General features: G+C 64.4%; 18 protein-coding genes and 2 tRNA genes. 9 read left to right on the top strand and 11 right to left on the bottom strand.

Features of this window, described 5'->3' with window-relative positions:
• Positions 1–13 precede the first annotated feature (13 nt).
• The 7 genes from HH212_RS25130 to HH212_RS25160 are packed head-to-tail and all read left to right on the top strand — an operon-like array spanning position 14 to position 6402.
• Positions 14–706, top strand: a complete 693-nt coding sequence (locus tag HH212_RS25130) for a hypothetical protein (protein ID WP_170204958.1) — start codon at positions 14–16, stop codon at positions 704–706.
• Positions 703–1488, top strand: coding sequence for a polysaccharide deacetylase family protein (locus HH212_RS25135; RefSeq protein WP_170204959.1), 786 nt, complete (start codon positions 703–705; stop codon positions 1486–1488). The genes HH212_RS25130 and HH212_RS25135 overlap by 4 nt, the downstream gene beginning before the upstream one ends.
• On the top strand, positions 1485–2744 hold the full coding sequence (locus HH212_RS25140; RefSeq protein ID WP_170204960.1) for a glycosyltransferase family 4 protein: 1260 nt from the start codon (positions 1485–1487) through the stop codon (positions 2742–2744). Before HH212_RS25135 ends, HH212_RS25140 begins: the two co-directional genes overlap by 4 nt.
• Positions 2737–3963 (top strand): DegT/DnrJ/EryC1/StrS family aminotransferase, encoded by a 1227-nt coding sequence (locus HH212_RS25145; protein ID WP_170204961.1) that lies wholly within the window; start codon positions 2737–2739, stop codon positions 3961–3963. Before HH212_RS25140 ends, HH212_RS25145 begins: the two co-directional genes overlap by 8 nt.
• Positions 3960–4550 carry a sugar transferase gene (locus HH212_RS25150; RefSeq protein ID WP_170204962.1) on the top strand — a complete coding sequence of 197 codons (591 nt, stop codon included), beginning with the start codon at positions 3960–3962 and terminating at the stop codon, positions 4548–4550. Before HH212_RS25145 ends, HH212_RS25150 begins: the two co-directional genes overlap by 4 nt.
• A gap of 9 nt (positions 4551–4559) precedes the next feature.
• Entirely contained in the window at positions 4560–5162 is a 603-nt protein-coding gene (locus HH212_RS25155; protein WP_170204963.1) for a phosphatase PAP2 family protein, read from the top strand.
• 52 nt (positions 5163–5214) lie between these two features.
• Complete coding sequence (locus HH212_RS25160; protein ID WP_170204964.1) at positions 5215–6402, top strand: acyltransferase family protein; 1188 nt, start codon at positions 5215–5217, stop codon at positions 6400–6402.
• Positions 6403–6654: 252 nt separating this feature from the next.
• Here HH212_RS25160 and HH212_RS25165 read toward each other — a convergent pair whose 3' ends face one another.
• Both HH212_RS25165 and HH212_RS25170 read right to left on the bottom strand, forming a co-directional pair.
• On the bottom strand, positions 6655–8943 hold the full coding sequence (locus tag HH212_RS25165; RefSeq protein ID WP_170204965.1) for a polysaccharide biosynthesis tyrosine autokinase: 2289 nt from the start codon (positions 8941–8943) through the stop codon (positions 6655–6657).
• 113 nt (positions 8944–9056) lie between these two features.
• Positions 9057–10196, bottom strand: a complete 1140-nt coding sequence (locus HH212_RS25170) for a polysaccharide biosynthesis/export family protein (protein ID WP_229217457.1) — start codon at positions 10194–10196, stop codon at positions 9057–9059.
• 255 nt (positions 10197–10451) lie between these two features.
• On the opposite strand from HH212_RS25170, the gene HH212_RS25175 reads away from it, so the two are divergent.
• Entirely contained in the window at positions 10452–11759 is a 1308-nt protein-coding gene (locus tag HH212_RS25175; RefSeq protein WP_170204966.1) for a family 1 glycosylhydrolase, read from the top strand.
• Between the two features lie 39 nt (positions 11760–11798).
• Here HH212_RS25175 and HH212_RS25180 read toward each other — a convergent pair whose 3' ends face one another.
• The 7 genes from HH212_RS25180 to HH212_RS25210 all read right to left on the bottom strand — a co-directional run bounded on the left by HH212_RS25180 (position 11799) and on the right by HH212_RS25210 (position 18437).
• The gene (locus HH212_RS25180; protein ID WP_229217458.1) at positions 11799–12704 is read right to left on the bottom strand and encodes an MBL fold metallo-hydrolase; all 906 of its coding nucleotides are present in this window, start codon (positions 12702–12704) and stop codon (positions 11799–11801) included.
• 205 nt (positions 12705–12909) lie between these two features.
• Positions 12910–12986 (bottom strand) — tRNA-Arg (locus HH212_RS25185).
• Positions 12987–13064: 78 nt separating this feature from the next.
• A tRNA-Pro gene (locus tag HH212_RS25190) sits at positions 13065–13141 on the bottom strand.
• A 64-nt stretch (positions 13142–13205) separates the two neighbouring features.
• On the bottom strand, positions 13206–14546 hold the full coding sequence (glmM, locus tag HH212_RS25195; protein WP_170204967.1) for a phosphoglucosamine mutase: 1341 nt from the start codon (positions 14544–14546) through the stop codon (positions 13206–13208).
• A 40-nt stretch (positions 14547–14586) separates the two neighbouring features.
• Entirely contained in the window at positions 14587–15429 is an 843-nt protein-coding gene (gene folP, locus HH212_RS25200; RefSeq protein ID WP_170204968.1) for a dihydropteroate synthase, read from the bottom strand.
• A gap of 103 nt (positions 15430–15532) precedes the next feature.
• Entirely contained in the window at positions 15533–17419 is a 1887-nt protein-coding gene (ftsH, locus tag HH212_RS25205; RefSeq protein ID WP_170204969.1) for an ATP-dependent zinc metalloprotease FtsH, read from the bottom strand.
• A 370-nt stretch (positions 17420–17789) separates the two neighbouring features.
• The gene (locus HH212_RS25210; protein ID WP_170204970.1) at positions 17790–18437 is read right to left on the bottom strand and encodes an RlmE family RNA methyltransferase; all 648 of its coding nucleotides are present in this window, start codon (positions 18435–18437) and stop codon (positions 17790–17792) included.
• A 38-nt stretch (positions 18438–18475) separates the two neighbouring features.
• Here HH212_RS25210 and yhbY point away from each other — a divergent pair, with 38 nt between their 5' ends.
• Positions 18476–18946, top strand: coding sequence for a ribosome assembly RNA-binding protein YhbY (yhbY, locus tag HH212_RS25215; protein WP_170204971.1), 471 nt, complete (start codon positions 18476–18478; stop codon positions 18944–18946).
• A gap of 79 nt (positions 18947–19025) precedes the next feature.
• On the opposite strand, the gene HH212_RS25220 is transcribed toward yhbY, so the two are convergent.
• Entirely contained in the window at positions 19026–19487 is a 462-nt protein-coding gene (locus tag HH212_RS25220; RefSeq protein WP_170204972.1) for a DUF4149 domain-containing protein, read from the bottom strand.
• Between the two features lie 7 nt (positions 19488–19494).
• Complete coding sequence (gene greA, locus HH212_RS25225) at positions 19495–19968, bottom strand: transcription elongation factor GreA (RefSeq protein WP_170204973.1); 474 nt, start codon at positions 19966–19968, stop codon at positions 19495–19497.
• Positions 19969–20080 lie beyond the last annotated feature (112 nt).

A 20080-nucleotide genomic window follows, 5' to 3' on the forward strand; every position in this document is an offset into this window, starting at 1 on the left:
TGAGCGCCAGACCATGAACGCCTTCCTCCGCCATTACGAGACCGTCCGCCAGATCCTGCAATTGCCCGTGGCCGACCTGCGCTTCGAAGCGCACATCGAACCGCACGACATTCCATCGACCTACCGCAACTTCACCAGGCGGCATCCACGCTACAAGCTGATCCGCAACAAGACGATGGGCGCGGCGCTGATCGACCTCAAGCACTTCGCGAACACGCCGGCCTACCTGGATGCGATCCAGGGCAAGAACCAGGGCGCCTGGCACGCCAGGCGCGCCCGCTCGCGCGGCTACGTGTGCACCGAGATCGAGCGCAACGAGCATGTCGACGGCATCCACGCCATCAATACGGCGCTGGACAGCCGCCAGGGCCGGCCGATGGACCGCCATTACCTGGAAAAAACCACCCGTTTCGAGCGCCAGCCGCATTTCAGCTACTACGGCGTGCTCGACGGCAAAGGACGCCTGGTAGCGTACGCCAACGTCGGCCACTACGGCAATTTCGACGCCTTTTCGCAGCTCATGGGGCTGCGCAACAACGACGGGATCATGCATCTGCTCGTCGTCGACATCGTGTCGCGCCTGATCGAGCGCAACGACGTGCGTTACCTCATGTACGACACCTTCTTCGGCGCCCAGCCGGGGCTGCAACAGTTCAAGCGCATCGTCGGCTTCCAACCCTACCGCGCCAAGTACAGCTTGCAATGAAGACTTTGCTCAATCGCGTCTATTCGGATTACCTGATGCCGTCCCGCCTGTGCGAGTACGAAGCGCTGCTCGTGCAGGCGCGCCAGTCCGGTTACCGGCAACTGTCGGTGCGCGACTTCCACCGCGCGATCCGCCAGGAAGGAAGCGACACCGGCAAGGTGGTGGTGCACCGCCACGATATCGACAGCGACCTGCGCACGGCGCGCAAGATGTTCGCGCTCGAGGTCAAGCATGGGGTGCGGGCCAGCTATTACTTCCGTTTGAGCACGCTCGACTATGGCTTCATGCGCGCCATCGAGGCTGCCGGCAGCGAGGCCAGCTACCACTACGAGGAAGTGGCGACCTTCGCCAAGCGCCACCGGCTGCGCTGCGGCAGCCAGGTACGCGAGCGCTTCCCCGAGATCCGCGAAATGTTCGTGCACAACTACCAGCGCATCCGCGACGATCTCGGCACGCCGCTGGCCACCGTCGCCAGCCATGGCGACTTCGCCAACCGCCGCCTCAAGGTGATCAACCACGAACTGCTGCGCGACCCGGACCTGCGCCGGCGCTGTGGCATCGAATGCGAATCCTACGACAGCGAATTGCTGCGCCACTTCGACCTGTACATCAGCGACCGGCCGTATCCGGTGTTCTACTTTCCGTTGTCGCCGTTCGAGGCGCTGGGCCGGCACCAGCGCATCTGCTTCCTGACCCATCCGTTGCAATGGGAAACCAACTGGGTCGACACGACGCGCTGCAACATGGTGCGCCTGGCCGAAGAACTGGCGTGGCGCACATGAACATCCTGCTGATCAACCACTACGCCGGCTCGGTGCGCCACGGGATGGAATACCGGCCCTACTACCTGGCGCGCGAATGGGTGCGCCAGGGGCACAAGGTGACCATCGTCGCCTCGTCGGAATCGCACGTGCGCACCCAGGCGCCGGCGATGGAAGGCGCCTGGCGCCAGTGCGAGACCATCGACGGCATCGATTACGTCTGGCTGACCACGCCGCCCTACCGCGGCAATGGCCTGGCGCGCGTGCGCAACATGGCCGCCTTCGTGCTGCGCCTGCAGCGGGAAGGCGCGCGGCTGGCCGACACGTTGAAGCCGGACGCGGTGATCGCCTCCAGCACCTACCCGCTCGATATCTGGCCGGCGCACCGCATCGCCCGCCGCGCCGGCGCGCGCCTGCTGTTCGAGCTGCACGACCTGTGGCCGCTGTCGCCGATGGAACTGGGAGGCCATTCGCGGCGCCATCCCTTCATCATGCTGCTGCAAGCCGCCGAGAACTTCGCCTGCCGCCACGCGGACGCCGTGGTCTCGATCCTGCCGAAGGTACGCACGCACCTGGAAGCGCACGGCATGGCGCCGCACAAGCTGCACCTGGTGCCGAACGGCGTCGACCCGGACGAATGGCGCGACGCTGCCTGCGGCGATGCCGAAGGCTTGCCGCCGGTGCTGGACGGTGCACTCGACACCCTGCGTATCCAGGGCCGGTTCGTGGTCGGTTATGCCGGCACCCACGGCCTCGCCAACGCGCTCGACACCCTGCTGGACGCCGCCGCCTTGCTGCGCGATCGCCCGGTCGCCTTCGTGCTGGTCGGCGGCGGGCCGGCCAAGCCGGAACTGGTGCGGCGCGCCGCGGCGCTGGGCCTGGCCAACGTCCATTTCTTCGATCCGGTTCCCAAGGCCCGGGTGCCGGCCCTGTTGCGGCGCTTCGACCTCGCCTACATCGGCTGGAAGCGCCAGGCGCTGTACCGCTTCGGCATCTCGCCCAACAAACTGATCGACTACATGATGGCGGCGCGTCCGGTATTGCACGCGGTCGACGCCGGCAACGACCCGGTGCGCGACGCCGCCTGCGGCCTCACCGTGGCGCCGGAAGACCCGCACGCGGTCGCCGACGGCATCCTGACCATGCTGGCGCTGGGCGCGGACGAACGCACCGCGCTCGGCCGGCGCGGGCGCGCCTTTGCGCTCGCCCACCACACGTATCCGGTCCTCGCACAACGCTTCCTAACCGCCCTTGCAGGAGAACCCAGCCATGGCTGAACATCAAGCCGCCGCATCTGCCGCCGCTTCCGCCGCATCTGCCGCCACCTCCGCCACCGAAGCCGCTGCCGCGCCGTTCCTGCCGTTCGCGCTGCCCGACATCGACGACGCCGAGATCGACGCCGTGGTGGCCTGCCTGCGCTCCGGCTGGGTCACGACCGGGCCGGTGACGCGCCAGTTCGAGCACGATTTCAATGCCTACCTGGGCGGCGGCCTGGAAACGATCTCGGTGAATTCCGCCACGGCGGGCCTGCACCTGGCGCTGGAAGCGCTCGGCATCGGTCCCGGCGACGAAGTCATCGTTCCCACGCTGACCTTCACCGCCACCGCCGAGGTGGTGCGCTACCTGGGCGCGCAGCCGGTGTTCGTCGACGTCGATCCGGAACGGATGAACATCTCGGTGGAGGCCGTCGCAGCCGCCATCACGCCGCGCACGCGCGCCGTCATCCCGGTGCATTACGCCGGCCTGGCCTGCGACATGGATGCCCTGCTGGACCTGGCGCGGCGCCACGGCCTGCGCGTGGTCGAGGATGCGGCGCACGCCTTTCCGACGCGCTGGCAGGGCCGGCTGGTGGGCACGCTCGACAGCGACGTGACGGTATTCAGCTTCTACGCCAACAAGACCATGACCACCGGCGAAGGCGGCATGGTGGTCACGCGCGACGCTGAACTGGCGCGCCGCGTGCGCCTGATGCGCATCCACGGCATCAGCCAGGACGCGTTCAACCGCTACGTCTCGCGCACGCCGGCCTGGTACTACGAGGTCGTGGCCGCCGGCTTCAAGTACAACCTGACCGACATCGCTTCCGCCATCGGCATCCAGCAGCTGCGCAAGATCGACCGTTTCGCGCGCCGCCGCGAACACCTGGCGCGGCGCTACCACGCCGGCCTGGCTGGATTGCCGCTACGCCTGCCGGCAGAGGCGAGCGGCGCCAGCACCCACGCCTGGCATCTGTACGTGGTACGCCTGACGGACGACGCGCCGCTCGCGCGCGACGAGCTGATCGACCAGCTGTCGCAGCGCGGCATCGGCACCAGCGTGCACTTCATTCCGCTGCACCGCCAGCCGTACTGGCGCGACGCCTGCCGCCTGTCGGCGGAACAATTCCCGGTAGCGGAAGCCTGCTATCGCGGCATGCTGACGCTGCCGCTGTACACCCGGATGAGCGATGCCGACCAGGACCGCGTCATCCAGGCCGTGCGCGAGTTGCTGGCATGAGCAAGCGGCTGTTCGACGTGCTCGCCGCCGGCGCCGGCCTGCTGGTATTGTCGCCGCTGCTGCTGGCCGTCGCCCTGTGGATCAAGTTCGACTCTCCCGGTCCGGTCCTGTTCCGCCAGCAGCGCGTCGGCCGCCACGGGGTGCCGTTCGCGATCCTCAAATTCCGCACCATGGCGCACCGGGCGCCGCAGGAACGCCAGCTGACCGTGGGCCAGGATGCCCGCGTCACGCGCGCCGGCCGCCTGCTGCGGCGCGCCAAGCTGGACGAGTTGCCGCAATTGTTCAACGTCTTGCAGGGAACCATGAGCCTGGTCGGCCCGCGTCCGGAAGTGCCGCGCTACGTGGCCTGCTATCCGCCCGCCGTGCGCGACACGGTGCTGTCGGTGGCGCCGGGCATCACCGACTGGGCATCGATCCTGTACAAGGAGGAAAGCGCCATCCTCGGCCGCGCCGCCGACCCCGAGCGCGCCTACATCGACACCATCTTGCCGGTCAAGCTCGGGTATTACCAGCGCTACGTGCGCGAGCAATCGTTCTGGCTCGACCTGCGCATCATTTTCCATACCCTGGCCGCCATCGTCAGGTAGGTGCCGGACATGTCATGGTCCGACCTGCTCCACCTCGGCGACCTGTCCCTGACGGTCCCGACGGGCAGCGCCATCGCCGCCTGGCTGCTGGCCGGCCGCGCCTGGCGCGCGGCCGCCGGCTGGACGCTGGTGTTCGGATGCACGCTGGGCCTGGTGGCAGCCAGCAAGATCGCCTTCCTGGGCTGGGACGCCGGCGTGCCCGCACTGCAATTCAAGGCGCTCAGCGGCCATGCCACCGGTTTTGCGCTGGCCTTTCCCACGCTGTGCCACGTGCTGGCGGCGCGGCTGGCGCCTGCCATGCGCCGCGCCGTGACCGGCACGGCACTGGCGCTGGCCGCCGTGGTTGCCGCGGCGCTGGTGCACGCAGGCGAACATACACCGGCCGAGGCCACGGTCGGCTGGCTGATCGGCATCGGCGCATTCGTGTGCGCGGTCCGGCTGACGCATGACGCGCCCCCTGCACCGCGTCCAGTTGCCCTGGCTTGCGCCATCGCCGCATTCATCGCCACGGCATGGGCCATCCGGTGGCTGCCGGTCGGTTACTGGCTGATCAAGCTGGCCTTGCTTCTATCTGGCAACCATGCGCCTTTTCCCTGGGACCAGGATGGCTGATGGTGCCCATGTCATAACCGCCTTTTCCACTCCTTTTTGACAGGAGCTTTTCATGATCAGTCTGCAATTTCCCACGATCCAGTGGCAGCGCCAGAACCAGCTGGACGGCCGATGTGCCAATTCCTTCCTGATTGCCCTGATGCGCGGACTGGCGGCGCTCGAAGTCGCCGCCGCCCACCTCCGCGCAGAGATGTTTCCCGGCTTGAGCGAGCTGGCAAATCCGCCGCTGCACTACCAGATGCTGGCCCTGGCCACCAGCTTCGCGCACCAGGCGGTGGTGATCTTTTTCCTGATCAGCGGCTGGCTGGTCGGCGGCAGCCTGCTCAACAAGCTGGACCAGCCGGGCGCCCTGCACGTCTATGCGATCGACCGCGCCACCAGGCTGTGGACGGTGCTGATGCCGGCGCTGTGCCTGATGCTGGCGATCGGCGGCGTCATCGGCGCCGTGCAGTCCGGCCAGGCCGACTTCTCGACCGCCAACGAGTACTCGGCCGCCAGCTTCGCCGGCAATCTGCTCGGCCTGCAAACGATCGTGGTCCCGACCTTTGCCGGCAACTACGCGTTGTGGAGCCTGGCCAACGAAACCTGGTACTACGTGCAGTTCCCGCTGCTGCTGATCGCTTTCACGGGCAAGAACCGCCTGCGCCAGTTGAGCGCATGCACCGCACTGCTATTGATGGGCGCTGCGTTACCGTTGCCGATCACGCTGTATTTTGCGCTGTGGCTGCTGGGCACCCTGTTTTCACGCATCCGCATCGATTGCACGCCGCCGTGGCGCATCGCCATGCTGCTTGCGGCGCTGGCCATCGCCGCAGGCTCGCGCGTGTTCGGCCAGGTGGATGACCTGGAAGCCGACTCGTTCCTGCAGCACCTGGCCTATAGTCTGCCGCTGCTGGCTCTGCTGGCGGCGCTGTACCGTCCGCTCGATCTCGCCTCGCCCTTGCGGCATTGCCTGGCGCGGTCGGTGCACCTGCTGTCGGAATGTTCGTTCACCTTGTACGTGATCCACGTACCGCTGATCAAGCTCTCGCGCCATCTCGGCATGGAACTGTTCGGACGCGATCGCCTCGCAGTTACCGCGCCGGCCGATTATGCGGTGTATGCCGGCATGCTGCTGTTCGTGCTGCTGGCATCCTATTGTTCCTATCTGCTGTTCGAGTCGAACACCTTCCGCATCCGGCGCGCCGTCAAGGCCGTGCTCCCGCCGAGCAGCAAGCGCCCATCGATGACCGCGGCCTGATCCGCACGACGCGAAGCAATGCAGTCGATGCTGTCGATGCAGTGTGAATGATGTGGCAGCGCTGAACTGATGCGTGCGATGACAAGGGCGGGTGCCACTGTCATCGTCACGCCACCGATCCGAACGGCAGCCGTGCTGCGCAAACCCCACAGTCGCGCCAGAAGGCTGTTTTGTCGGTACGCTTCGGAAGCAGCAACGCATGAGCGCAATGTGGCATGGCAGGATACGTTCCCTGCATGCCGTTCCGGGCATTCAATGCGCCGAATACCCGATCCTGCTCGTCGTGCCGAGACGCTGGTAAGCGGCATAGCTGCCCAGGCGCGGCGACATGTCGTTGAACAGCACGCCTTGCGGTGAAATGCCGGCGTGGTTCAGGCGCTTGATCGACTCGTTGATGTCCGACTCGTTGGTCTGTCCCGAACGCGCGACGATGAACACGGCGCCGGCGTGCGACCCGATGATCAGCGCATCGGCAATCGCCAGCAGCGGCGGCGGATCGAGCAGCACGATGTCGTAGCGGGCGCTGACCTGCTGCAGCAGGCTACCGAAATTCAGGTGCAGCAGGAATTCGGAACGGTTCGGCGGCAATTCTCCGGTGGGGATGAAGTCCAGGTTGTCGACCACGTCGTGGTGGATGACCTCGTCCACCGCCGACTGCCCGAGGATGGCGCGCGACAAGCCACGGTCGCGCCCGATGCCGAAATAATGGTGCAGCTGGCCGTTGCGCAAGTCGGCATCGATCAGGAGCACGCGTTTACCGCTGGCAGCCATGACGGCGGCAAAATTCGCGCTGACGAAAGACTTGCCGATGCCGCGCGTCGGACCGGCGAACATGACGATATTGTTCCTGAAGTGCGGCATCGAGAACTGCAGCGCGGCGCGGAAGCTGCGCAGGCTCTCGACGGCCGGATCTTCCGGAATGATCGTTGCCAGCAGCGGTAGCACGCCGTTGCCGCCCTTCGCCTTGCGCATGAGCTTTTCCTGGTTGGCGCTGTGCGGAATGGTGGCGTACACCACGCGCGCGCGCAGTAGCTGCTCGATCTTTTGCGGATCGTCGATCCCGCCCATCATGGCCTTGCGCGTGAACGCGACAAGGGCGCCCAGGAACAGCCCGGTGACCACGGCCAGTGCGACGATCAGCGGACGGTTCGGCTTGATCGGCTTTTCCGGCGGGATCGGCGCATCCACCATGCGCACGTTGCTCACGCGGCCGACCGAGATCAAGCGCAGCTGCTGGGCGGTGTTCGACAAGGCAGTGTACAGGTCGGTGTTCACCTTGATGTCGCGCGTCAGGCGCGCTTCGTCCTGTTCCAGCACGGGCATGGCCTTGATGCGCGCATTGACTTCGTCGATCTCGGCATCGACCGCGCGGCGCTGGCGGTTGACCGCGGCCACCACCGGGTGGTCTTCGGTGAAGCGCGCCAGCAGCTCGGTCTTCTTCTGGATCAGGTCGATGCGGCGCGCACGGGCCGCCGCCGCCTGCGCCAGGCTCATGCGCGCTTCTTCCTGCAGGTCGACCGTGCCGTGCGCATTGCGGAACTGGTTGTAGCGGTCTTCCGCCTGCTCCAGCTGGCGCTTCAGGATCGGCAGCTGCTGGTTCAGAAAGGCGAGTGATTTTTCCGCTTCCTCGGTCTTGCGCGCCAGGTTCTGGCGCATGTACTCGCGCCCGATCTCGCTCAGCACGCCATGGGTACGGCGCGCGTTTTCACCCTGCAGCTTGACCTCGATGATGCCGGACTGCTTGCCCTGCTCGGTGATCACCAGCGTGTTCTGGACCGCCTGGATCATGGCCAGGCGCGACATGCGGCGCAGCAGGAAGCGCGCGCCGGGATTGGCGGACAGGTGGTCCACCTTCAGCTCGATCACGCCTTCGGGCGTCGGCACCCGGTAGCGCAGCCCGACGTTGCCGTCGAAGACGATGCGCTGGCCGCCGCCGGAAAAGCGGAAGCGGCCGTTGCCCAGCGAGGTCAGCGTGAATTCACGGCCCAGCCAGGCGTCGGGCACTTCGAACAGCGATACTTCGGCCTTTTCCGCGCCCCAGACGTAGCCGCCGTAGCCGAACAGGCCCGGCTCGGACAGGTTGTTGCCGTTCTGTTTGGCGAACCAGAACCCGGCGATCGGAAAGTAGCGCGGCTGTACGTCGATGTACAGCTGCAGGTTGTCCACCGCACGCGAGACCACCATGCGCGAACGCAGCAGTTCCATCTCGGCGATGGCGGCCTTCTTGGTCTCGAACAGCGACGACGCCTCGCTCAGGATGTTCTTGGATGCATTCGGGCTTTCTTCCTCCACGTGGATCATCAGGTTGGCCTCGTATACCGGCTTGGCGACCAGCGCGTACAGCACCGCGACCAGCGTGATGATCGCGGTGATGCCGCCGATCAGCCAGCGGTTGTCGAACAGCGTGTGCAGGTAGCCCTTGAGGTCGAACGAAGCTTCGTCCGATGGCCCGTCGACGACGCGCGGGTCGAACGGAACGCCCAGGATCGGCGGGCTGGGCGCGATCTGGGTCAGGGCATGCTGCTCGCTTGCGGTACTCATGGTTGTGCTCCGTGCGGACGAAGGTCGCGTGCGATCAAGGCTGCTTGTGTGCAAACCGATCGTGTTCAGGGCCGCTTGGGTTCAAGGCCGCTTGGGTTCAAGGCCGCTTGGGTTCAAGGCCGGTTGGTCGCGGTGACCGCCGATGTAAGCGCGCCCGGGATCAGGAGGCTCAACTGGCGGTTCCAGTTCGCCAGCGGGGTCGCCGCCACGTACACGATGTCCTTCGGCTGCAGTTCGAAGGATTCCGCCATCGCCAGCGAACCGGCGACCCGCGCATCGAGCTGGAATACGCGGGTGCGCTCCGGCGTCTTGCGCACGACGTAGACCTGGCGCGCATCGCCGCTCAGCGGACTGATGCCGCCGCTCTCGCCGAGCGCCTCGTTCAGCGTGAGCCGGCCGTCGTGCATCGTGAGCGCCTTGGGCGTGATGACCTCGCCGGACACGAACACCTTGCTTTCGTCGCGCGAATGCACGCGCACCACGTCGCCCGGCGCCAGCATCACCAGTCCCGGATTGACGCCTTTCTGCACCAGCTCGCGCAGGTTGATGCGATAGCGCTCCTGGCCGCGCTCGAGCGCGATGCGGCTCTGATCGGCGGTGGGCAGCAAACCGCCGGCGCGGTTGAGCGCCTCGACCAGGGTCATCGGAATGTCGTTGATGGCCTGCAGGCCGGGCGACTTGACCTCGCCGTCGATGTACACGCGCTTGCTGCGGTAGGCCTGCACGCGCAGCGTGACGTTGGGCCTGGCCAGGTACTTGGCCAGGCGCGTGGTGAGCAGCGCGCGCGCCTGTTCCTCGGTCAAGCCTTCGACCGTCAGCAAGCCGGCCAGCGGGAACTGGATGCGCCCCAGGTGGTCCACCACGAAGCCCTGCGGCGCGGCGGACGCGGCGCCGGCGGGATCGGTGGACGATGGAATCGCCATGTTGCCGGCCAGTTCGGGATGGTCCCAGACCACGATCGCCAGGACGTCGCCGCCGCCGATCTTGTAGGGCGGCGGGTTCGGCACCAGCAACTTCTCCAGGTTCTGGTTGGACAGGTCGAGGTGTTCCTGGCGCTCGTTGCTGATCAGGCGTTCCGTAATCAGCTCCGTAGGTGGCGCCGGGTCGGCATTGCTGCCGCCCTCGTCACGGAACTGCAGGCCCGAAGCGCATCCTGCCACGACGAACAGGATGGGCATGATGGGCAGGAAAGCGGCAGCCAGCGACCTGGCGCCGGTCATCCGAAGAAGAAATTGCTTGTTGGAAGCATCCATGATGTGCCTGTCGAAATGTGCTGCCAGCCTCTGGCGATCAAAGTCAGGGTAAGCCCGCTACCCAGCCGGGCTTTGGTGTATGTCAAACGGCAGGCTTAGGTCGACGGAGGCGCGCCTATTCCCGGTGCATTGGATGACATGGCGGAAAAATCGGGGCGAACCAGGCAACGCGGCTGCGCACGGTTCGAAGCGCGCAGTACCCGCCCGCGGCATCGGGACTACAATGCATCGTAGCGATCAGGCGCGAGGATTCGAATGTCTCCAGGATTTATTTTTGCCACCGGTATCGAAAACAGCAATCCGACCATCCAGAACGGGCGGGTGCGGATGGATGAACTGGAAAAGTGCGGCCACTACACACACTGGAAGCTGGATTTCGACCTGGTGCAGGAACTCGGCCTGAAGGTGCTGCGCTATGGCCCGCCCCTGCACCGTACCTGGCTCGGTCCCGGACGCTACGATTGGGAGTTCGCCGACCTGGCTTTCAACGACCTGCGCCACCGTAACATCGCGTCGATCGTCGACCTCTGCCATTTCGGGGTGCCCGACTGGATCGGCAACTTCCAGAATCCCGATTTTCCGGCCCTGTTCGCGGATTACGCCGGTGCCTTCGCGCGCCGTTATCCATGGATCCAGCTATATACGCCGATCAACGAAATGTCGATCTGCGCGCTGTTTTCTGCGCTGTACGGCTGGTGGAACGAACAGATGACCACCGACCGCAGCTTCATCACGGCGATGAAGCATCTGGTCAAGGCCAATATCCTGGCCATGCACGCGATCCTGAAGGTGCGCCCGGACGCCCTGTTCGTGCAGAGCGAATCGACCGAGTACTTCCATGCCGAAAACCCGGCAGCGATCGGGCCGGCCGAACTGTACAACGCGCGCCGCTTCCTGTCGCTCGACCTGAACTACGGGCGCCGCGTCGATTCCGAAATGTACGAGTACATGCTCGACAACGGCATGACGCGCGAGGAATACCATTTTTTCCTGAATAATAATCTGAAGCACCACTGCATCATGGGCAACGATTATTACCAGACCAACGAGCACTACGTGTCCAAGGAAGGCTTGACGCGTTCGGCCGGTGAGATCTTCGGCTACGCCGTCATCACCCACCAGTACTACAACCGCTACCGCCTCCCGGTGATGCACACGGAAACCAACCTGTGCCAGGGGCCGCGCGGCACCGAGGCGGTCGAATGGCTGCGCAAGGAATGGGCCAACGTGCTGCGCGTTCGCAACAATGGCGTGCCCCTGCTGGGGTTCACATGGTACTCGCTGATCGACCAGGTCGACTGGGACAGCGCGCTGCGCGAGAACAACGGCAACGTGAATGCACTCGGCTTGTATGACCTCGACCGCAAGATCCGTCCGGTCGGCACCGCCTACAAGGAACTGGTGCGCGACTGGATGGAAGTCCTTCCGACCCAGAGCGTGTGCCTGCAACTGCCTATCATGATGCCGCACGAATTCCAGCGCCAGGTGGCGCCGCCGACGGGCTGGCCGTTCGAGGATGTTGCGCACCAGACGATGGCGCCGAATACCGAAGAGCGCGAATAGGTTCGGAAAGCCTTTTTACAAGGGGCACGGCACAGCCATTCACCGTTTCGCTGGTGCAAAGGTGTAAGTCTCGCCATGCGCCAGGTAGGTCACCTGCTTGTCGAGCCCGGCCGCCTTGACCTCGCTCGCAAATGCCGACAGCGGCGACTTGAACACGTCGTAGTCGTCGTAATGGATCGGAATCGCGCGCCGCGGCTGCACGATCTGCATCAGGCGCACGCCATCCTTGCCATCCATGGTCACCTTGAACACGCCGAGGATGCGCGTGCCGCCCAGGTGCAGCAGTGCCAGGTCGATGCCGGGAAAACGTTGCGGAATGGTTTTGAGGTCATCGTAGATCAGCGTATCGCCGCTGACGTACATGCGGTAGGCAGGCGTGGCCACGTTCGGGCCGAAATCGAACACCGAGCCCATTACGCTGGGCAATAGCGCCTGCATGCCGGCCTTGCCATGGCGTCCCGGCACGGCGGTGATGCGCAGGCGTGCCTCGCCCTTTTCGACCTCGAGCCGGTCCCATGTCGACAGGCCGATGGCGCGCGTGAAGCCGAGCCGCTTGAGCGCCTCCGCCGCTTCCCTGGTGGTGGCGATCGGCGTATTCTTGTCCAGCTTTTCCTGCACCAGCTTGTCGAAGTGGTCTTCGTGCATGTGCGACAGTACCACCAGGTCGATCGGCGGCAACTTGTCGAGGTCGATCGCCGGATTGGTCAGGCGCTCGGCCGTCAGGCCGTAGCCCAGGTGCACGTGGTCGCCCTTGTGCAGGAAGTTAGGATCCGTGAGGATGGTGAAACCCTGGTAGCGCACCAGCACGGTAGCGGTGCCGATGAACTGGACGCTGCCCTCGGCGCCAGCCACCGGCGCCGCCGCGGGCGGCAGCTTGAGCGTGAACGTATCGACGGCGGCGAGCGGCGCCGCTTCCTGGGCACGGACATCGGCGCCGAGATTCATTCCACATGCCAGCGCTGCCAGCAAGGCAGTGCGTCCCATCCACCCGCGATACGGCATCGTTTCTCCTCGTGTCGGCCCCTATCGGGCATCTAGCAAGCCAGTTGTCGAAACGGACACTAACATGAAGGTCGCGGCGATGGCGTTCGCTTGCCCACATACCATGGCGAAATGGAACGGCAAGACCGGCAGCGACGATGCGGAAGATTGGCCTGCCCAGCTGGGTTCGAACCAGCGACCCTCAGCTTAGAAGGCTGATGCTCTATCCAACTGAGCTATGGGCAGTCATGCGGCGCCTGATACGAAACGCGGCGCCAAGAAACGAAAAACGGGCCGTCGAAGACAGCCCGCGTTCGAAAACGGTGGTCGGAGTACAAGGATTCGAACCTTGGACCCCCTGCTCCCAAAGCAGGTGCGCTACCGGGCTGCGCTACACTCCGATGGGGCGATCATACCCCTCGCGGCGGGCAGCGTCAATCGAGGCCAGCCCGCCCGGCATGCGCGTCACACTTCGAAACGGGCGGCGATGCGGCGCGCCATGTTCTCTGCAAGGCCCGGCTCCTTGGCCTCGACCATCACGCGCACCAGGGGTTCGGTGCCGGATGGACGGATCAGCACGCGGCCGCGTTCGCCCAGTTCCGCCTCGACCGCTTCCTTCTCGGCCACCACGGCAGCGTGATCGTTCCACTTGAAGCCCGGCGCCACGCGCACGTTGATCAGGGTCTGCGGATACAGTTGCAGGCCGCTGCAGCACGCTTCCAGGCTCTGGTTGCCGCGCTTGAGCGCCGACAGCACCTGCAGCGCCGAAACGATGCCGTCGCCGGTGGTGTGCTTGTCCAGCGCCAGCAAATGGCCCGATCCCTCGCCGCCGAACAGCCAGCCGCGCTCCTGCATCATTTCCAGCACATAGCGGTCGCCGACCTTGGCGCGTGCGAAGCCGATGCCCATTTCCTTGAACGCCACCTCGAGCGCCATGTTGGTCATCAGGGTGCCGACCGCGCCCGCCACCGGGCCGGTCGCCATGCGCGCGCGCACCATCACATACAGCAACTCGTCGCCGTTGTAGAGGCGGCCGCTGGCGTCGCACATGATCAGGCGGTCGGCGTCGCCGTCCAGCGCGATGCCGAGGTCGGCCTCGTGCTCGACCACGGCCTGGGCCATCGCCTTGGGCGCGGTGGCGCCGACGCCGGCGTTGATGTTGAAGCCGTCCGGCTTGGTGCCCAGCTCGATCACTTCGGCGCCCAGTTCGTGGAACACGTGCGGGGCGATGTTGTAGGCGGCGCCATGGGCGCAATCGACGACGATCTTCAGGCCGCGCAGGTCGAGTTCGTTGGGAAAGGTTCCCTTGCAGAATTCGATGTAGCGGCCCTGGGCATCGCGCAGTCGGGTGGCGCGGCCGAGTTTCTCGGATGCGACGCAGCCCATCGGCTGGTCGATCATCTCTTCGATTTCCAGTTCGACCGCGTCCGGCAGCTTGGTGCCGTGTTCGGAAAAGAACTTGATGCCGTTGTCCTGGAACGGATTGTGCGAAGCCGAGATCACGACGCCAGCCTGCAGGCGCAGCGCACGGGTGAGGTAGGCGATCGCCGGGGTCGGCATCGGGCCGGCCAGCATCACGTCGACGCCGGCCGCCGAGAAGCCGGCTTCCAGCGCTGCTTCCAGCATGTAGCCGGAAATACGGGTGTCCTTGCCGATCAGTACGGTCGGACGTCCGCCCTTGGCGGCGCTGCCCTTGGCCAGCACATTGCCGGCGGCATAGCCGAGCCGCATCACGAACTCGGGGGTGATCGGTCCGGCGCCCACCAGGCCGCGTACGCCATCCGTACCAAAATATTTACGTGCCATGTCATTCTCGCTCAATGTTCTTTATTTGACGATACGTCGTCTATCGATTGTCCGTGGTGGCCGCCTGCCATACCTTCAGCGCGTCCACCGTCTCTGCCACATCATGGACGCGCACGATGCGTGCACCCTGCGCTACCGCAGCCAGGGCGCCAGCCAGGCTGCCGGCCAGGCGCTGCTCCAATGGGCGCCCGGTAACGGCGCCGATCATCGACTTGCGCGACAGGCCGGCCAGTACCGGCAAGCCCAGCTCATGCTGCATGCGGGAAATGTTGCGTAGCAAGATGTAATTATGATCGACTGTCTTGCCAAATCCAAATCCCGGGTCAATCGTGACGCGCTCGTGTGCCACGCCGGCCGCACGCAAGGTGTCCATCCGCTCGCGCAGGAAGCCGATCACGTCGCCGACCACATCGGCGTAACCGGGATGTGCCTGCATGTCTTGCGGCGTACCCTGCATGTGCATCACGCACAGCGCGCAATCGCTGTCCTTGACGGCATCGACCGCACCGGGCGCGCGGAAGGCGTTGACGTCGTTGATCATGTCGGCGCCGGCGATGATGGCTTCGCGCATCACTTCCGGCTTGCAAGTGTCGATCGACAGCGGTACGCCCAGTTCGCGCAGCGCGTAGATGACCGGCATCACGCGCCGCAATTCTTCCTGCACCGGCACGGCGGGCGCGCCCGGTCGGGTCGATTCGCCGCCGATGTCGATGATGTCGACGCCATCCTTGATCATGCGCTCGGCCGCCTCGAAGGCGAACTCGAGCGACTGGTGGCGGCCGCCGTCCGAGAATGAATCGGGGGTGACATTGAGGATGCCCATCACCAGCGGACGCTTGGCGAGGTCATGGCCGAAACGGCCGCACTGCAGATATTGGCGCATGAAGAGGCAAAGCTTTGAAGCAGGAAGGCGGAAAAGCACGAAGGTTAACGTAAAAAGACACCCCGAGGGGTGTCTTTTTGTAACGCTGCCAGCTGGATCGATGTCAGGCCGGTGCCGGCGCGTTGGTGGCGACGCCACCCGAGCCGGTGTCGCTCGGCGGCGAACGCTTGGTCAGCTGTACCGAACCCGACGGCTTGGGCTCGCGGCCGGCCATGATGTCGTTGATCTGGTCGGCGTCGATGGTTTCCCATTCGAGCAGCGCCCTGGTCATGACTTCGACCTTGTCGCGGTTTTCTTCCAGCAGGCGGCGCGCCAGCGAGTACTGGGTGTCGAGGATGTTGCGGATCTCGGCATCGACCTTTTGCTGGGTGGCTTCGGAAATCGTCTTGACCGAACCGCCGAAGAAACCTTCGTTCTCGGAATCCTCGTACACCATCACGCCCATGCTCTCGGACATGCCGAACTTGGTCACCATCGAACGCGCCATCTTGGTCGCACGCGAAAAGTCGTTGGAGGCCCCGGTCGACATCTGGCCGACGAAGATCTCCTCGGCGATACGGCCGCCGAACAGGATCGAGATTTCCTCCAGCATCTTGTCCTTGTAACCAGACAGGCTGTCATGCTCCGGCAACTGCCAGGTCAGGCCCAGCGCGTAGCCGCGCGGCATGATCGTGACCTTGTGCACCGGATCGGCCTTCGGCAACAGCTTGGCGATCACCGCATGGCCCGACTCGTGATAAGCGGTGTTGCGGCGTTCTTCCTCGCGGATCACCATCGACTTGCGCTCTGGACCCATGTAGATCTTGTCCTTGGCATCCTCGAAATCGATCATCTCGACCAGGCGCTTGCTGCGACGTGCGGCAAACAGCGCGGCTTCGTTGACCAGATTGGCCAGGTCGGCGCCGGAAAAGCCCGGGGTGCCGCGCGCCAGGATGTCGGCCTTGACGTCGGTACCGATCGGCACTTTACGCATGTGCACGTTCAGGATCTGTTCGCGGCCGCGGATGTCCGGCAGGCCCACCATCACCTGGCGGTCGAAACGGCCCGGACGCAGCAGCGCCTTGTCCAGCACGTCGGCACGGTTGGTCGCGGCAATCACGATCACGCCCGACGAGGCTTCGAAACCGTCCATCTCGACCAGCAGCTGGTTCAGCGTCTGTTCGCGCTCGTCGTTACCGCCGCCCATGCCGGCGCCGCGGTGACGGCCGACCGCATCGATCTCGTCGATGAAGATGATGCAAGGCGAATGCTTCTTGGCATTCTCGAACATGTCGCGCACACGCGAGGCGCCGACGCCGACGAACATCTCGACGAAATCGGAACCCGAGATCGAGAAGAACGGCACTTTCGCTTCACCGGCGATGGCGCGCGCCAGCAGGGTTTTACCGGTACCCGGAGGACCGACCATCAGCACGCCGCGCGGGATACGGCCGCCCAGTTTCTGGAACTTGGTCGGATCTTTCAGGAAATCGACAATCTCGCCCACTTCTTCCTTGGCTTCGTCGCAACCGGCGACGTCGGAGAAGGTGATGGTATTGTTGGTCTCATCCATCATGCGCGCCTTCGACTTGCCGAACGAGAACGCCCCGCCCTTGCCGCCGCCCTGCATCTGGCGCATGAAGAATACCCAGACGCCGATCAGCAGCAGCATCGGGAACCAGGAGATGAACACTTGCTGCAGGAACGATGGCTCTTCCGGCGGCTTGACGTCGAAGCGCACGTTGTTGTCGCGCAGGTCGCCGATCAGGCCCCGGTCGAGCATGGTCGCCGTGGTACGCACCTTGCTGTCGTCCTGGCGCGTGGCCGTGATGCTCGATCCCTCGATCACCACGTCCTTGATCTTTTTCGCCTTCACGTCATCGAGCAGCTCGGAATAAGCAATGGTCTTGCTGCCGCCCGCGACACTGTGGTTGTCGAACTGCTTGAACAGCATGAACAACAGCAGTGCGACCACCACCCAGATGGCGGATTTGGAAAACATATTATTCACGAAGACTCCTCTGATGCGGATGCATCTTTTCCCAATTTTCAAAGGCGGATTTTACCGCAAAAGCAGGCCGTGCCACGCACATCCGCCCAGATGTCCAATCGACACTATAACGGGTTTTCATTTCCACCGCGCACGGACGGCGCCGAAAATCCGACGGCGCCATGCGGCTTGCCTTGCACGACATGCCGCCCCTGGCTGATATACGGTTGCACTCCCGAAAATCAAGGGTATCCAGGAGCGAAAATGCTGCCGCGTCCAGGGTAAATCGCAGTGCAGATCAGCAGCGCCTCCCTTCCTGCGGTTTTTATGGAACATTACTGCGGTTTTTATGACACCGGTTTTTCGAGGTGCCTTTTTGCCGAGACAGTTTTTACTGCGCCGGATTCTTCAGACCGCGACCCATCAAAAAGATTTCCGAAGATTTATCGCGACTGGCCTTGGGCTTGATCTGCTTGACGACCTTGAATTCGCTGCGAAACTTCTCGAGGATTTGCGTAAAGCCCATATCCTTAAAGCACTTTACTAACAATGCTCCCGACGGCTTTAAGTGCACTTGAGAAAACTCAATGGCGAGATCGATCAAATCTTCCATGCGCGCCGCATCCGCGGAAGCGATTCCCGACAAGTTGGGCGCCATGTCGGACAAGACCAGGTCGGCCATGCGTCCCTCCAGGATGCCGGCCAATTCATCCAGCACGCCCTGTTCACGGAAGTCGCCCTGAATAAATTGCATATCGGCGATCGGCTCCATCGGCAACATGTCGAGTCCGATCATCGTGCCCTTGATACCGCCTTCGTCGCCGCCGGCCAGCTTGCGCCGCGTGTACTGGCCCCAGCTGCCGGGCGTGCAGCCGAGATCGACGATCACCTGGCCCGGCTTGATGAGCTTTTCGGCTTCGTCGATTTCCTTCAGCTTGTAGGCGGCACGGGCGCGGTACCCCTCTTTTTGCGCCAATTTCACATACGGATCGTTAATGTGGTCGTGCACCCAGTTTTTGTTGAATTTGTTCTTGGCCATTCGCGTAGAATACTGCTTTTATAGGTACTTCAATTATTATGATCAAATTAACACCGGCCGAGCGTGCCGCCTTGCGTGCGGAAGCCCACGGACTCAACCCTGTCGTCATGATCGGCGAAGCCGGCCTGACCGAGGCCGTCATGAAGGAAATCGACGCCAGCCTGGACGCGCACGGCCTGATCAAGGTGCGCGTGTTCGGCGACGAGCGCGAGGCCCGCATCGCGATCTACGAACGGGTCTGCGAGGAACTCGAGGCCGCGCCCGTGCAGCACATCGGCAAGCTGCTGGTCCTGTACCGCCCCAAGAAGGAAGCCGTCAAGGAACGCTCTACCCGTACCGGCAAGGGCATGCGCGAAGTCACCATCGTCAAGCCGAGCCCGAGCGGTACCAAGAAGCCGACCGTGACCAAGGTCCTGCTCAAGGGTAACGAACGCGTTACCGCCGGTGGCAACATCAAGCGCGCCAAGCCGCGCCAGGCCAGCACCAAGAAGAACGCGCTCAACAAATAACGTAAGCGGCTTCGAAGAACAGCCGGGGCCGATGCCCCGGTTTTTTTTGCCTGTAGGGTGGACGGCGGAGCCGCCTACCCTACCGGCTCTTCACCACCAGCACCGCGCCCAGCACGCTCTCGACCAGGTACAGCAGCTGCGACACCCCGTGCAGCGCGGCGAAGGTGCCCCACTGCGGCGAAGCGCGGACGCCGGCCGGCCCGGCGCTTTCCCGGATCGCCGCCATGGCCGGCTGCAGCCCCAGGTACACCGCCAGGCTGCAGGCCAGCATGCTGCCGATGCACCACAGCGCCCAGCGCCGGCGTCCGGCATCGAGGTCGGCGGAGCGCCGCAACAGCACCAACAGCAGCACGGCCAGCACGATCGACAGCCAGGCCTCGCGCGTCAGCATGGTGCCGACCACACTGCCGGCCAGCGTGCTGTCCAGCACCGCGAACGCGCTCGGCGCCGCCAGGTAGCTCACGCCCCAGATGCTGCCGGCCCACAGCGCGGCCAGCAGCAGGCGGAGGTTGGCGACGCTCGCCCCCTTCATCGTCGGCATGCCCGGCTCAGACGTAGCGCACTTCCAGGATCTCGTATTCGCGCGGGCCGGACGGCGCCTGCACCTCGACCACGTCTTCCGCGTACTTGCCGATCAGGGCGCGCGCGATCGGCGAGGTCACCGATACCTTGTTCTGCTTGAGGTCGGCTTCGTCGATGCCGACGATCTGGTAGGTCACCTGCTGGCCGTTCTCCAAGTCTTCCAGGTCGACAGTGGCGCCGAACACCACGCGGCCCTCGGCGTCCAGCGTAGCCGGATCGATCACCTGGGCGGTGGACAGCTTGGATTCCAGTTCCGCGATGCGGCCCTCGACGAAGGCCTGGCGCTCCTTGGCGGCATCGTACTCGGCGTTTTCGGAGAGGTCGCCGTGCGAACGCGCTTCGGCGATCGCATCGATCACATTGCGGCGCTCTTTGGTCTTGAGCTGGTGCAGCTCGTCCTTCAGGAGTTCGGCGCCGTATTTGGTCAAAGGAGTGTTCATGAATATTCTGTTGTGATGTTAGAAGACATGGCGTACCGCGTGCAAAAGTGAAAACCACAGGGCCGCACGGCCCGGGCCGCGCGAACTCTGTGGTTTTTTACGGTACTGCTCC

It is taken from the genome of Massilia forsythiae, assembly GCF_012849555.1.
Taxonomy (GTDB): Bacteria; Pseudomonadota; Gammaproteobacteria; order Burkholderiales; family Burkholderiaceae_D; genus Telluria; species Telluria forsythiae.

Excerpts from the sequence above, each read along its gene's own strand:
- HH212_RS25220 (WP_170204972.1), bottom strand. The coding sequence starts at position 19,487 with ATGCCGACGATGAAGGGGGCGAGCGTCGCCAACCTCCGCCTGCTGCTG.
- HH212_RS25210 (WP_170204970.1), bottom strand. The coding sequence starts at position 18,437 with ATGGCCAAGAACAAATTCAACAAAAACTGGGTGCACGACCACATTAAC.
- HH212_RS25135 (WP_170204959.1), top strand. The coding sequence starts at position 703 with ATGAAGACTTTGCTCAATCGCGTCTATTCGGATTACCTGATGCCGTCC.
- yhbY (WP_170204971.1), top strand. The coding sequence starts at position 18,476 with ATGATCAAATTAACACCGGCCGAGCGTGCCGCCTTGCGTGCGGAAGCC.
- HH212_RS25165 (WP_170204965.1), bottom strand. The coding sequence starts at position 8,943 with ATGAGTACCGCAAGCGAGCAGCATGCCCTGACCCAGATCGCGCCCAGC.
- HH212_RS25175 (WP_170204966.1), top strand. The coding sequence starts at position 10,452 with ATGTCTCCAGGATTTATTTTTGCCACCGGTATCGAAAACAGCAATCCG.
- HH212_RS25170 (WP_229217457.1), bottom strand. The coding sequence starts at position 10,196 with ATGGATGCTTCCAACAAGCAATTTCTTCTTCGGATGACCGGCGCCAGG.
- HH212_RS25180 (WP_229217458.1), bottom strand. The coding sequence starts at position 12,704 with ATGAATCTCGGCGCCGATGTCCGTGCCCAGGAAGCGGCGCCGCTCGCC.
- glmM (WP_170204967.1), bottom strand. The coding sequence starts at position 14,546 with ATGGCACGTAAATATTTTGGTACGGATGGCGTACGCGGCCTGGTGGGC.
- folP (WP_170204968.1), bottom strand. The coding sequence starts at position 15,429 with ATGCGCCAATATCTGCAGTGCGGCCGTTTCGGCCATGACCTCGCCAAG.
- HH212_RS25130 (WP_170204958.1), top strand. The coding sequence starts at position 14 with ATGAACGCCTTCCTCCGCCATTACGAGACCGTCCGCCAGATCCTGCAA.
- HH212_RS25150 (WP_170204962.1), top strand. The coding sequence starts at position 3,960 with ATGAGCAAGCGGCTGTTCGACGTGCTCGCCGCCGGCGCCGGCCTGCTG.
- HH212_RS25155 (WP_170204963.1), top strand. The coding sequence starts at position 4,560 with ATGTCATGGTCCGACCTGCTCCACCTCGGCGACCTGTCCCTGACGGTC.
- HH212_RS25140 (WP_170204960.1), top strand. The coding sequence starts at position 1,485 with ATGAACATCCTGCTGATCAACCACTACGCCGGCTCGGTGCGCCACGGG.
- greA (WP_170204973.1), bottom strand. The coding sequence starts at position 19,968 with ATGAACACTCCTTTGACCAAATACGGCGCCGAACTCCTGAAGGACGAG.
- HH212_RS25160 (WP_170204964.1), top strand. The coding sequence starts at position 5,215 with ATGATCAGTCTGCAATTTCCCACGATCCAGTGGCAGCGCCAGAACCAG.
- HH212_RS25145 (WP_170204961.1), top strand. The coding sequence starts at position 2,737 with ATGGCTGAACATCAAGCCGCCGCATCTGCCGCCGCTTCCGCCGCATCT.